This is a genomic window from Methylobacterium brachythecii (genome assembly GCF_014196345.1).
GTDB lineage: Bacteria > Pseudomonadota > Alphaproteobacteria > Rhizobiales > Beijerinckiaceae > Methylobacterium > Methylobacterium brachythecii.
The window spans coordinates 188,791-200,981 of sequence record NZ_JACIDN010000006.1; the positions used below are offsets into that span (position 1 = coordinate 188,791).

Annotated in this window: 10 protein-coding genes; 3 read left to right on the forward strand and 7 right to left on the reverse strand. The window is 66.0% G+C overall.

What is annotated here, in order from left to right; all coding sequences use genetic code 11:
- Nucleotides 1–10: 10 nt before the first annotated feature.
- From GGR33_RS16910 to GGR33_RS16935, 6 genes are read right to left on the reverse strand one after another with little or no spacing between them, the layout of a single operon-like run.
- Nucleotides 11–1,219 (reverse strand): acyltransferase family protein, encoded by a 1,209-nt coding sequence (locus GGR33_RS16910; protein WP_183507322.1) that lies wholly within the window; start codon nt 1,217–1,219, stop codon nt 11–13.
- Nucleotides 1,216–2,055 carry a hypothetical protein gene (locus tag GGR33_RS16915; protein WP_183507324.1) on the reverse strand — a complete coding sequence of 280 codons (840 nt, stop codon included), beginning with the start codon at nt 2,053–2,055 and terminating at the stop codon, nt 1,216–1,218. Before GGR33_RS16915 ends, GGR33_RS16910 begins: the two co-directional genes overlap by 4 nt.
- 43 nt (nt 2,056–2,098) lie before the next feature.
- On the reverse strand, nt 2,099–3,607 hold the full coding sequence (locus GGR33_RS16920) for a lipopolysaccharide biosynthesis protein (protein WP_183507326.1): 1,509 nt from the start codon (nt 3,605–3,607) through the stop codon (nt 2,099–2,101).
- 3 nt (nt 3,608–3,610) lie between these two features.
- Entirely contained in the window at nt 3,611–4,747 is a 1,137-nt protein-coding gene (locus GGR33_RS16925) for a glycosyltransferase (protein WP_183507328.1), read from the reverse strand.
- Nucleotides 4,744–6,009: a glycosyltransferase gene (locus GGR33_RS16930; protein ID WP_183507329.1), complete on the reverse strand. Its 1,266-nt coding sequence runs from the start codon at nt 6,007–6,009 to the stop codon at nt 4,744–4,746. The genes GGR33_RS16925 and GGR33_RS16930 overlap by 4 nt, the downstream gene beginning before the upstream one ends.
- The gene (locus tag GGR33_RS16935) at nt 6,006–6,824 is read right to left on the reverse strand and encodes an HAD-IA family hydrolase (protein WP_343068550.1); all 819 of its coding nucleotides are present in this window, start codon (nt 6,822–6,824) and stop codon (nt 6,006–6,008) included. The genes GGR33_RS16930 and GGR33_RS16935 overlap by 4 nt, the downstream gene beginning before the upstream one ends.
- Nucleotides 6,825–7,036: 212 nt before the next feature.
- On the opposite strand from GGR33_RS16935, the gene GGR33_RS16940 reads away from it, so the two are divergent.
- Genes GGR33_RS16940 through GGR33_RS16950 form a run of 3 tightly spaced genes read left to right on the forward strand, consistent with a single transcriptional unit; the run spans nt 7,037 to nt 10,905 of the window.
- Nucleotides 7,037–8,173: a glycosyltransferase gene (locus GGR33_RS16940; RefSeq protein ID WP_183507332.1), complete on the forward strand. Its 1,137-nt coding sequence runs from the start codon at nt 7,037–7,039 to the stop codon at nt 8,171–8,173.
- 3 nt (nt 8,174–8,176) lie between these two features.
- Nucleotides 8,177–9,625, forward strand: coding sequence for a hypothetical protein (locus GGR33_RS16945; protein ID WP_183507334.1), 1,449 nt, complete (start codon nt 8,177–8,179; stop codon nt 9,623–9,625).
- 5 nt (nt 9,626–9,630) lie between these two features.
- Entirely contained in the window at nt 9,631–10,905 is a 1,275-nt protein-coding gene (locus tag GGR33_RS16950) for a glycoside hydrolase family 16 protein (RefSeq protein WP_183507336.1), read from the forward strand.
- 3 nt (nt 10,906–10,908) lie between these two features.
- Here the strand turns inward: GGR33_RS16950 and GGR33_RS16955 are convergent, their stop codons facing one another.
- Entirely contained in the window at nt 10,909–11,706 is a 798-nt protein-coding gene (locus GGR33_RS16955) for a class I SAM-dependent methyltransferase (RefSeq protein WP_183507338.1), read from the reverse strand.
- Between the last annotated feature and the right edge of the window lie 485 nt (nt 11,707–12,191).

Genomic DNA, 12,191 nt, shown 5'->3' on the forward strand with positions numbered 1-12,191 from the left:
AGCAGAGGGGTCAGGCGATGCGCGGCCGGCGCAGCATCGGCGTAGCGGCGCGACGCAGGCTGGACAAGACGCCGAGAACCGGCTCGTCGACGAGGTAGGTGAACAACGTCGCGACCAACAGGGACAGGGCCAGAAAGGCGGCGAAGACGCCTGCGAGACCAAAGTTGCCGAGCGGCCATAGTGCAACCACCGTCGCAGCGGTGAGCGTGCACAGGATCGGCACGTGGACGAGATAGAGCGAGAACGAGATGCGTCCGAGAAAGCGCATTGCCGGACTGGCGAATGCGCGGCCCAGGCGCGGTGAGCATAGACATCCGTAGACGATGAGGGCTGCGCCGATCGGTTCGAGCCCTTCGCCAGGCATCACCCGCCCAAGCCAGTCAGGCCCCATGGCGACGAGCGTCGCATGGCTGCCGAGGAAGAGACCGAGGCAGAACGACCCCACCGGCGCGACCGCACCGAGCTGACCGCGGATCCAGGCCTCCCGTAGCAGCGCGCCGAGGATGAAGCCGTCGTAGTGGAACCGGTGCATCGCGGCCGCAGCGATCCCTACCGCAACGAGGATCGCGACCCGAATCAGACCCTGCGTCCAGGCATAGACCGCGTAGAGCAGGAACGACCCGAGCAGCTCAATCCGCATGGTCCAGAGCACATTGTTGAAGAGCGATCCGCCGGTGCGGAACGTCCCGACCAGACCGTCGGAGAGCGCGGCGGCCGCCGATGGGATGAGGCCCTGATGGACCCATTGCAGCCAGGGACTCGGCGCGAGCCGATCGAGTTCGCGCGCTGCGTCCGGGATTGCCGAGAGCAGGATCCAGGCGAGGCAGACGCTTGCCGTGGCCGGCAGAGCGAGCCGCAGATACCGCAGGGGCGCCATGAGATAAACGGGCTCGCGCCGGCCGGCCGCGGAGTTCGAGACGACGAAACCGCTCAGCACGAAAAACACCGACACCGAGAACGGCCCGTTGAAGAGCGCTCCGAATGCGGTCCCGTCCGACAGGGAAGGGGTCACGCCCTCGCCGACGGCAAAGCGCGGAGCGAAGGCGCTGAGGAAATGGAAGACCACCACCACGAGAGCGGCGGCGGCGCGCAGTCCGTCGAGCTGATGCAGCCGACCGCGTGCCGGCAACGAGCCGTCGCCGCGCGCGCCTTCTGACGGCCCGCGACCCGGCATCACCCTTTCGAGCGAGGCGCCCGTCGGGAGAAGCTCGGCTCTCACGCCGGAGTCCAAGTTCGGCTTCGACTGCGAGCCGCCTTCAGCGGCATCTGCCAATTCGGTTTCGCACCGACGAAGTCGCAGTACCGCGGATGTTCGAACCGATGCAGCACGAAGGTTTTGACATGCCAATGGTCGGGCACGACGCGCTTCGCCGCCAATCCATGGATCGGTGCGATTTTCATGGCGGGATGCGCGTCGTTGAATTCGCGGATCGCCAGCAGTTCTCCGATGAACTCGCAATGCAGTTCGGAATCGTCGCCGACGATGTCGTCGAAGTAGAAGAAGGGCCGCGGAAGAAAGAGGTCGTGGCCTTCGTCGCAGAGCGCCAGCGCTTTCCGGGTCGACGAATAATAATCCATGTCGAAAGAGATGAAGCCGATCGGCGCTGGCCTCATGTCTTTGACGAACCGCTTCAATCCGGCCTCGACGTCGTCGATCACGAGCCGGGCAGTCGTCAGCCGCGCGGCCAGCGCCTCGAAATCCATGCGGAACTGCCCGGAGCGCCAGATGAACGGTGCGTCCCGGTGGTCGAGTGCCGGAGGCATTCCCTGGCCCGTGTCGAACCCGTAGGCGTCGATCCGTATTCCGAGATGGGCGCCGATCACGGCTGCCACGTTCTCCATGGCCAGGAGGCCGTTGCCACCGGCGACACCGAATTCGAGCACGCTCATCGCGTCGTAGCCGAGCGCCTTCGCCTGCCGGGCGGCCTGATAGATGCCGTAGGCGAATTGAGGTCGATCGATTGCATCGTACCGGACCTGCAGGTCGACGAACGGTGTCAACCGCAGGACGCGCCGCCGCAGGGCACGTCCGAGCCGTACCGGATCTGGAAACATCGCGACCTTTCTCGCTCTCGATCACCGGTTAGGCCGGCGCCCTTCAGGCTCGCTTTGGACTGAGCATCGTCAGGAGACTGTCCATCGGCGTCCGCACGCGGCCGGGAATCCTGGCCGCCAGCGCACGCAGGCGGCCGACGTCCTGCGCCGGGAGCGCGCCGAGGCTCCGCACGGCGACGAGGTAGACGACCGCCCCGCTCCCAATTGCGAGGGGAAGAGACAGCATCGGATCTCGCACTAGGCTGACGCAAAGGAAGGCGACGAAAGCGCAAAGCAGCGCAGCGATCAGGAGTCGCCCGAGATCACCCAGCGGGATCGGGCAACCGAGCCGGCGCATGATGAACCACGAACCCCAAGCGACCATCACGGCATGAACGGCTGCCCGTGACAGGGCAGCTCCCATCATCCCGAAGGACGGCACGATCAGGAAGCCGGCGGCGATCGAGAGCGCGGCGCCGACGAGACCGCTGACGAAGACGAAGTCGCTGCGCTCGTGCGCGTAGATCATCTGCGACCCGACCGACCCCGTCGCTCCGATGGCAGCCCCCGCTACCAGCACGCTGGCGACGGAAATCGCGGCGGAATAGGCCGGCCCATAGATGAGGGGCAGAAGCGCGGGCAGGATCGCGGCGAGGCCGAGACAGCTCGGAAACAGAAGGAAGGCCATGATCCGGGTCGCGGTGGCGTAGGCACTGCGCGTGCGGTCCGTCGCGCGCTGCCCGTAGCTCTCGGCGAAATACGGTAGCAGGCCGCCCGTCAGCAGGAGAGGCCCCTGCGAGGCGAGGTTCGAGAAGGTGAACCCGACCGTGAAAAGGGCGACTGCTTCGCTGCCCTGGTAGCGCTGCAGGAAGAAGATCTCCAACCGCGACCAGATCAGCGTCGTCGTCAGTGCGCCGGCCCACGCATAGAGCGCGAAACGTAGGGTCCGCCTGCGCAAGTCGGGGCTGATCCGGGCGCCGTGGGTCCCGATCCGGATCACCGCCGCGATCGGCAGGAGACCGCCGGCGCAATAGCCGAGCAATGCGCCCTCGGCTCCGTCGAAATGCGCTCCCGCCGTGACGGCAACGAGCTGCATCAGCAGCGAACCGAGTGTCAGTTTCGCGGCGGCGTCGAAGCGCTGCATCCCGCGCAGGAAGCCGAGACCGAAATTCGAGACGAGCTGCGTCGTGAACAGCAGACCGATCAGCCACCAGATCCGGGCCAGCGAGTCGGGGCTTGGGCCATCTGCCTTGAAACCGAGCCAGGCGAAGATGGCGCCTCCCAGCGCCGCCAGCGCGAGGCAGGGGCGCAGCAGGTAGGCCGCGAGACCGAGCGCGTCCGCATCGTCACCTCCTGCGGTCAGCTCGGGCAGATAGCGCGTCAGCGACTGGAAGATGCCGAAATCCGCGAAGGTGACGGCGAGCGTCACCAGCCAGAGCGCGTAGGCGATGACGCCCGTGTCGGTCGGCCCGAGCAAACGCGCGACGAGCACCATGCTGACGAAGCTGCCGAGCGCGGTGCAGAGGCCCGCCAGAGTAGCGAACAGGGAGTTGCGGGCGAAGCGCGATGACATACGCTACCCCGCAGGCCGATCTGCAGGGGAGGGATGTCCGGTGCCAGGGGCGGCCGGTCTTCCGCTTAAGCGCAGGCGATACGCGTCGATGGCGTGTTGGTAGACCTGCACGGTCTCATCCGCCACGCGGCGCGTGTCGAGCCAGTCGAGCTCTCGCACCGCCGCCGCACGCCAGCGAGCCAGGGCGGCGGGATCGTCGAGCAGCCCGCACAGGGTCCTGCCGAGGGTCTCGGGATCGCCCGGCGGTACCAGCAACCCGGCACGGCCGCCCTCGAGCACCTCGGGAATGCCGCCGACGTCGCTGCCCACCACCGCGCAGCCGGCCTCGCGCGCCTCCGCGATGACGAGACCGAAGGGCTCGCTGCGCGAAGCAAGGACGAAGATGTCGGCACCGCGAAAGTAGGACCGCGGGTCCGCCAGAAAGCCGGTGAAGTGGATACGCCCTCCGAGTCCGCTCGCCCGCGCCTGCTCCTCGAACCGGGCGCGGTCGGGACCGTCGCCGACGATGTAGAGGGCAGCGCTCGGATGACGCTCCGCCAGAACGCCGAACGCAGTGATGAGGTCGCCGATGCCCTTGCGGGCGTACAGGCCTGCGACCGTAAGGATGGCAGGATGCGAGAGGGTGGCGACGTCGCCCCCGTCGGGTGCCCGGCGCGGTGAATTCAGCGGCCCGTTGCGCACGACGTCGATCCTGGAGATCGAAATGCGGCGCTTGCTCATCTGCTCTGCCACGGCCGCACTCACGGCGATGACACGGTCGCCCACGCCCATCAGCACGGCGCTGCGCTGCCACTCGTTGTGGACCGTCGTGACCAGTCTCCAGCTGGCGCCAGCGCGCACGAACCGGGCAAGGAGGGCGCCGGTCATCATGTGCGCATGGACGACATCCGGCTTCCAGGAGCGGATCAGGGCCTTCAGTCCCAAGGCCGCCCGCGGCAACGTCAGAGGCTCACGCCAATTCTGGTGCAGGTCTACATGCCCGACCCCATGATCGGCCAGGAGCCTCACATAGGAGCCGCCCGCACTGGCCATGGCGACCGCGTGCCCGCGCTCGGACTGGCGACAGGCAATGTCCACGGCTACGTTCATGATGCCGTTGCCGATCTCGTGGCAGTGGTTGGCGAGATGCAAAATCCTCATGCGCGGGCGCCGGCCAGCCGGCCGGCCTCGATGCCACGCCATCCGTTATAGGCGGAGCGTAGCGCGCGACCGGTCTGGGCCAGTTCGATCGCGAGCAATCCGACGCGGCCGAGCCGCGGATACATCCGCATGACGGCTCCCTCGCGCCACAGACTGTCACGGATTCTGCCCGCGCGCCCCGATGCGACGCCGGATGCGAATTGCGTCACTGTCTCGGTGCGGCCGAAGTCGCGGGAGCGATCGGCGAGACTCAGCATGGCGAGATCGTCACGGCCAGGCCAGATCACCGCCCGCCGGAACCGGCGCCATGCGAGCGCAGCGTCATCCTCGATCCGCGTCAGCGACGCCTCGTCGAGGGTCTCGATACAGGCCAAGACCCCGGAGAAGAGGCCGCGGACGTCATCCGCGATCCGGTTCTCCCAGCCTTCGACCTGCAGATTCGAGCGTGGCTCCTCTGACGGAGACGACGCAGCGAAAGTGCGGACGCTCGGCAGGTCTGGCTCGAGGACGGCTTCGATCAGTTGCCAGAAGCGCAGGCCTGACGTGCGCATTTCCCAGGGCTTGTAGCTGTCGCTCTCGATGGAGAGGCCGCGGGTGCAGTCGAAATGAGGCGTGGCGAGGCGCTTGTAGTTGCTGCGCGCGAATTGCAAGCAGAACCAGCTCCGGTCCGGAATGCCGTCGCGCAGAAGCCGCACCGTGCTGCCATACAGCCCGGTATCGCACAGGATCACGGTCTTTCGGCCGCCGGTGCGCGCCTGCAGATGACGGCGGAAGAGAGCGTCCTGGCCGGCGATCGCCTGTCGGACGGCCACTGCAGCGGGGTCGGGAGCCATCAGGAGCGCTGCAAAAAGCTGCGGCTCGAAGCGTGCATCCCAGTCCGATGACAGGGTCCGATCGGGGCGCTGCGTGAGCGCCAGAGCGACTTCTGCCATCGGCCGCCCCTCGAACTCGCGCCCGAGTTCGGACAGCAAGGCGTCGCCTGGGTCCGGCGCACAGGTCCGAGCGGCCACGAGGCGAGAGACCATCAGGCTTTCCGCGACGACCGGCGAGGTCAGACCGGTGCGGGCTAGGAAACTCTCGTAGACGTGTCTCAGCCGCAGGCCGCCGCGGGCGCAGAACAGCAGCGTCGCTTCTTCCGGATTCGGGAAGAAGCGCAGAGAGAACCAGAGCCGTAAGCTGAATTCGGCCAGGATCGGGCCGAGAACCTCTCGACCGAAAGCTTCCGGACTGGGTACGGAGGATGCCGTCGACGACCCGCTCATGTGAGGGCTGCTCCCCGGCTCCAGAGAAAGCCGTTGCGATGCGAGAGCACGCGTTCCACCCGCGCACGCACCGCGTCCGCCTTGCGCCGGATGCGGATGTGGCGGGGCCGAACGAGGTGAAGAGTTTTCAGCCCGGCGGCCGAAGCCATCGCGACGTCGGCCAAAGCATCATCGCCGATATGCAGAACCTGATCCGCGCGCACTCCTTCCGCGCGCAGCAGTGCGGGAAACAGCGCGCCGGATCGTTTCGTCGCGCCGAGATCGGCGCTTGTATAGATCGCGGCGACCGGGTGGCCGGGCGCCAGCGTATCGAGGAGATGCTCGATGGTCGCGCCGTCGTGGTAGGTGTCGCTCGCCGCCACGACACGGCGCCCCGCTCGCGCCTGCTCTGCCAGCCACGTCAGGAACGGGCGGTTCGGCCTCAGCTGCTGCCGCTCAACTGCGAGTTCGGCCTCCCGCAGGATCGCGGCTTGACGCCCCTCAAGTCCCAAGATTGTTGCGGTCACGGCGACGAGATCCGCGAAGCGCACGTCGCCATCGGGGGTGGCGAGTTCGACGGCCCGGTAAGCTGCCCGCTGCACGCCGATCCGAGTGCGCCATACGAGCCTCGGGTCGATAGCGACGCAGTGCTCGCCGACCAGACGTTGCGACACGAGCTCGGCGATGGTTCGAAATCGGCTGCTCTCAGCCCTGTCGTCTCGGTGGAGCAGTGTGTCGAAGACGTCGCAGGAGATGGTAGTCGTGGTGTCCGAGACGCATGCGAACATCTCATTCCTTTGACGACGATCAGGTCTCGGTACCGCAGCAGCCAGCATCGAGATTTGCGACGTCAGACTTCCCGACGGGCAGCAGATCGCGAAGACGGTGAAAATCTTTTCAGCGTCAGGGAAAATCCGACGGCAATCGGCGCGCGAACTGACTGACCGGGCTGATGACGGCCCGCTAGCGTGGCCGGGCCGGAACGTCGCGGGAGCCTCGCCGCAGCCGATGACAGCGACGGCCGATCTCTGAAGGGGACCGATCCACGATGCGAGTCGCGATCATCCACTATTGGCTCGTCGGCATGAGAGGCGGCGAGAAGGTCGTGGAGTCGCTCTGCCGGATGTTTCCGGATGCCGATCTCTTCACGCATGTCTATCGCCCGGAAGCCGTCAGCGAGCTCATCCGTTCGCGCCGAGTTCAGCAGTCTTTCATCGGCTCGCTGCCGTTCCCGGCAAAACTCTACAAGAACTACCTTCCGTTGATGCCGATGGCGCTCGAGCAGCTCGACTTGCGCGGCTACGACCTGATCATCAGCAGCGAGTCTGGGCCTGCCAAGGGAATCGTCCCGCCGCCGAACTCGCTCCACATCTGCTACTGCCATTCGCCGATGCGGTACGTTTGGAACATGTACCACGACTATCGCCGATCGACGGGCGTGATGAAGCGGATGCTGATGATGCCCGCCGCGCATTACGTGCGCTCGTGGGATGCGCTGTCGGCCCAGCGCGTCGATCATTTCGTAGCCAACTCGCAGACGGTCGCGCAGCGCATCGCGCGCTACTACCGGAGGGACGCCCAGGTCATTCCGCCGCCGGTGGCCGTCGACGACTTTTACATCGAGGCGAAGGCAGGCGGGAGCGAGACCTACCTCATGGCCGGCGAGCTCGTGGCCTACAAGCGGCCCGACCTCGCCGTCGAAGCCTTCAACGCCATGGGACGCAAGCTCGTCGTCGTCGGCGGGGGCGAGATGCTGACGGAGATCCGCCGCATCGCTGGCCCGACCGTGACCGTTCTCGGGCCGCAGCCCTTCGCCGAGCTGCGACGGCTCTATGCCGAATGCGCAGCCCTGATCTTCCCCGGCGAGGAAGATTTCGGGATCGTGCCTGTCGAAGCCATGGCGAGCGGGCGTCCCGTTCTCGCCTACGGCCGCGGAGGCGCCACCGAGACCGTCGTCGATGGCGTCACAGGCCTGTTCTTCCACGAGCAGACCGTCGCGGCGATCGTCGACGGCGTCGCGCGTTTGGAACGCATGACCATCGACCCGCAGGCGATCCGGCGTCTTTCGGAGCGTTTCGCCACGCCGGTCTTCGAGCGCAGGATGCGGGCTTTCATCGAGGCGAGCCTGTCGGACGTCGTCCCGCAACGGCCTCGACCGCCCGCCTTGGTCTCGGTCGGCGCCTGAGAGATGACGTTCGAGTGGATCGGCCTCGCTACGCTGATCGTCGGGCTCCTCGGCCTCGTGCAGAGCCACCGTCTCGCCATCACGGCTTGCATCGCGGCGACGCTACTCGGGGCCGCGGCCGCCTCCATTCTGACGGCGCTCGGCTCGGCGAACCTGCCGCCCGCGCATGTGTTGCTCGGCTTCCTGATGCTCATCGCGTTGCGCCGGCCCTTCGCCGGCCGGATACTGGAGGCCTATGCCTGGCCGCAGCCGGGCTTCTGGCTACTCATGACCGGTCTCTACGCGACCCTGGCCGCCGTCTTCATGCCGCGGCTCTTCGCCGGCACCAGCTACGTCTTCACGATCGCTCGCACCGATCTCGGACCGGGCTTGCTGCTCACACAGCTCGCGCCCGTCAGCGGAAACCTTTCGCAGACCGCTTACTTCGTCGCCGACGTGCTGTGCTTCGGCGTCTTCTACGCCTTTGCGCGCGATCGGAAGTGCCATGGCTGGATCGTGCAGGCGATCCTGATCGGAGGCTGTCTCAACATCGCGTTCGCGGCGCTCGACTACGCCACCTTCTTCACGGGCACGGCCGACTTCCTGGCCTTCATGCGCAACGCCACCTACCGCATGCTCGATACGGCCGAGGTCGTCGGGTTCAAGCGCCTGGTGGGGTCGTTTCCCGAAGCATCCGCCTTCGCGACTGCGACGCTGACCTTCTTCGCCTTCACCTTCAGCCTCTGGCTCGACGGCTACCGATCCCGGATCGTCGGCGGCCTCTCGCTGCTGCTCTTCCTCGCCCTGGTCGCATCGACCTCGACGACCGCCTATGCAGGGCTCTCGGTCTATCTGGCGCTGGTCTACCTCGGCAGCCTCGGACTGCTGCTCTACGGCCGCGTCGGCCCAGCGCGGCTGGCGTTCCTCGCATTTAGCCCGATCGTCGCCCTGATCCTCGTCGGGACGATCAACCTTCATGACACGCTGACGGCCAGCATCAGCGACATCCTGCAACAGCTGATCTTCATGAAGGGGAGTACGGCTTCCGCGATGGAGCGAGCGAGCTGGAACAGTCAGGCGCTGATCAACTTCTACGACAGCTACGGGCTCGGCGTCGGCCCAGGGAGCGCGCGCGCCTCGAACATCGTGATCGCCACCCTCGCGACGATCGGGATCTTCGGAGCCTTCACCTACGCGACCTTCCTGGTCACCTGCCTCGTCGCACCTCGCTTCGAAAGGGATCCTGATCGGCGCATCGTGCGCAAAGCGGCTGCGTCGGCCTGCGCGGCCCTGTTCATCAGCGGCTGCATCGCGGGGACGACCATCGATCTCGGACTGCTGTTCTTCATCTGCGCCGCGTTGGCGGCGACCCCGGTCGACCTCGAGGCGCCGGCGCAGGGGCCGGTCCGATTGGCGGTGGCCCGGCGTCCCGTCCTCCCGCAGCGCGCTCACGGACCCGCGTCTCCGGCCTGATCGACATGGAAGGCAAAGTGGTCATGCACACCCGGCAGCGAAGCCTCATTCTGCTGGGAGGCGCGTTCCTCGCGGCCGCCGTCGTGACCAGTCCTGCGACAGCATCGGAGGGCCTCACAGGGTCCGGCCAGTCAACGAGCGGACCGTTCGCCCTGCAGCTCACGTCACCCGGGCCGACCGGGACCACGACCCATAACCAACTTCTAGGCGCTCAAGCGTCCACCGTTGCGATCGACGATGACCGGATGCGAGTGCGGGCAGACAAGGTCGCGTTCGCGGGCATCGCCAGGGGCATGCGCAGCGTGGCGATCGTGATCGGTGGCGTCTGGACACTTGCAGTCCCCGATGCGGACCAGCGCTTCACGGCGATCGTCGATCTCTCGAAGGCTGAAAATGGTCCGCTGGTCGTCGACGTCTTTGCCTGGGATGCGCCGCCGGATGATCACTCCTTCAAGACCAATTTGAGCCTGCGCGTTCATCTTTTCGTCGAGGGAGGTGCAGACGGCTCCCCACCCACCGAGAGGCCACCGGGCCACCCAGCGCATGGCCGAACCCTGATCTGGAACGAGAGCTTCGACGCGCTGTCAGCGAAGATCTGGTATGCGGGTCCAAAGCCCGACGGACAGGAATACAGCGCAGCCGCGTTCCTCGGCTACAAATCCGCGGAGGCAAGCCCTTACACGATCCGGGACGGCTTCCTCCGGGTGCGGGCGAATTACCGACCTCAGCGAACCGACACAGCGGGATTCGGCCGCCAATGGACCACAGGCCACCTCTCGACGGGCTTCCCCGACGGCTCGGCCAGCGCCGCCTTCCGCAAGGGGTATGCCGAGGTGAGGATGCTTCTTCCGGCCGGCCCGGGCTGCTGGCCCTCGTTCTGGCTCCTCGACCAAAACAGCATTCGCAACAGCGCCAAGCAGGGCGCCGTCGAGATCGACGTCATTGAGGGATACGGACACGCGACGACTTCATACGTCGCGACCGAACATGATTGGCCACCCCCTCCTGCGACCGGGCGTCACCCGATCGCGCAGAGGAACATTACGGGGCTGCCGGACTATTCGCTCGGATTTCACGATTACGGCGTCGAAATCACCGATGACGAGGTGATCTTCTACTTCGACGGCGCGGAGAAATTCCGTGCACCCTTGTATCGCGCCGCCAGCCAGTCGCCATTCTTCATGATGCTTACCCTGGCGATCAGCCAGGACTGGCCGGTCGCGGTGCCACCGTCCGGGTACTACGATCTCTGGATCGACCACGTCCGGGTGTACCGGTAGCCGTCACTTACGCGCGACGATGTAGGCGTAGCTGGCGAAGATGCGCCAATCCCGCCGTTCGACCCAGCGATCGAAGGCGCTGGCGATATGCTTGAGGACCGGGACAGCCGGGAAATAGGGCGTGCCGAAAAATGGAACGACGCAGACCTCGCTGAAACCGATCCGGGTGAGCATCGGCGCGAGCGCGGTCTCGCTCGCTCGGCAGGCCTGATAGAAGGCGGGAAACTTCGGAATCTCGTCTGGATTCCGCGTCCGGTCGATCAGGCGCAGCACCCGGCTGGTGAGAGCTTCCGGCATCGCCCTGTTGATGACGAAGGGCGGCGAGAACAGCGTCGGCACGAAGGCGAAGCCGATCCCGCCCGGCGCCAGCAGAGTGTGGACGTTCGACCAAGCCTTTTCTGCGTCGCGCACGTGCTCGAAGACCATCCGCGAAAAGATCAGGTCGTACACGCCGCGCTCGACGCCCGAGCCGTCGAGATCGCCTGCGATATCGAGCACCAGCCGCCCGAACTCGCCGGGGGCATGGCTCAATTCCTCCGCATCCAGGTCGTTGACCGTCAGATCGAACCCGAGCCGCTCGGCCTCCGCCACGGTGAAGAAGGGGTGACGACCGCCGCCGATCTCCAACACACGACGAACCTTGGCCTCCGAGATCACGCGTTCGAGGCTGGGCTTGAGGCTGGTCCAGGCATCCGCTGCACGCGGAACGATCTGGTCGGCACCAACACAGTTGCGGAGTGATTGGGGCGCTCCCCACGTCTCGGGCCCGTCGCTCAAGATCGATCCCGAGCCTACCGCCATCAGTCTCTCCACCCGGTAAAATCACACAAGCTCGACGCTATTGATAACAACCGCCTCCGGAAACTGAGGAAAAACCTGACTCGGCGCGAATGACTTGGGCTGTGTTGCCAGTTCCAGCACACAAAGGGCTCGCCCAAGGCGCTATGAATATCGAGGGCGCCCCGACGCTGCGCCGCTCATGGACGACGGCCTGTCGCGGCTGCGCAATCAAAGAACTGCACCCTGCCGAGGAACAGCAGGTGAGGCGCTGGGAGCCAAGTCGATACGAAACTCCCTGCGCAATGCCACCTATCGGCAGACGATCAAGCACATGTTCAGAACGATCGAGGGTTAAATGGCAGCAGCCCGCTTCCCGACACGCGGCCGCGGCGAGACACTAATATCCAAAAGATTCAATAGTTTGACTGGACTAATTGGCGGAGAGGGAGGGATTCACACCCCCGTCATCACTCTCCAACCTAAGCCATTGAAACGACGAATCGTTC

Bases quoted from the DNA above. Each gene is read 5' to 3' on its own strand.
- GGR33_RS16915 (WP_183507324.1), bottom strand. From the start codon at position 2,055: ATGTTTCCAGATCCGGTACGGCTCGGACGTGCCCTGCGGCGGCGCGTC.
- GGR33_RS16920 (WP_183507326.1), bottom strand. From the start codon at position 3,607: ATGTCATCGCGCTTCGCCCGCAACTCCCTGTTCGCTACTCTGGCGGGC.
- GGR33_RS16925 (WP_183507328.1), bottom strand. From the start codon at position 4,747: ATGAGGATTTTGCATCTCGCCAACCACTGCCACGAGATCGGCAACGGC.
- GGR33_RS16930 (WP_183507329.1), bottom strand. From the start codon at position 6,009: ATGAGCGGGTCGTCGACGGCATCCTCCGTACCCAGTCCGGAAGCTTTC.
- GGR33_RS16935 (WP_343068550.1), bottom strand. From the start codon at position 6,824: ATGCTGGCTGCTGCGGTACCGAGACCTGATCGTCGTCAAAGGAATGAG.
- GGR33_RS16940 (WP_183507332.1), top strand. From the start codon at position 7,037: ATGCGAGTCGCGATCATCCACTATTGGCTCGTCGGCATGAGAGGCGGC.
- GGR33_RS16945 (WP_183507334.1), top strand. From the start codon at position 8,177: ATGACGTTCGAGTGGATCGGCCTCGCTACGCTGATCGTCGGGCTCCTC.
- GGR33_RS16950 (WP_183507336.1), top strand. From the start codon at position 9,631: ATGGAAGGCAAAGTGGTCATGCACACCCGGCAGCGAAGCCTCATTCTG.
- GGR33_RS16955 (WP_183507338.1), bottom strand. From the start codon at position 11,706: ATGGCGGTAGGCTCGGGATCGATCTTGAGCGACGGGCCCGAGACGTGG.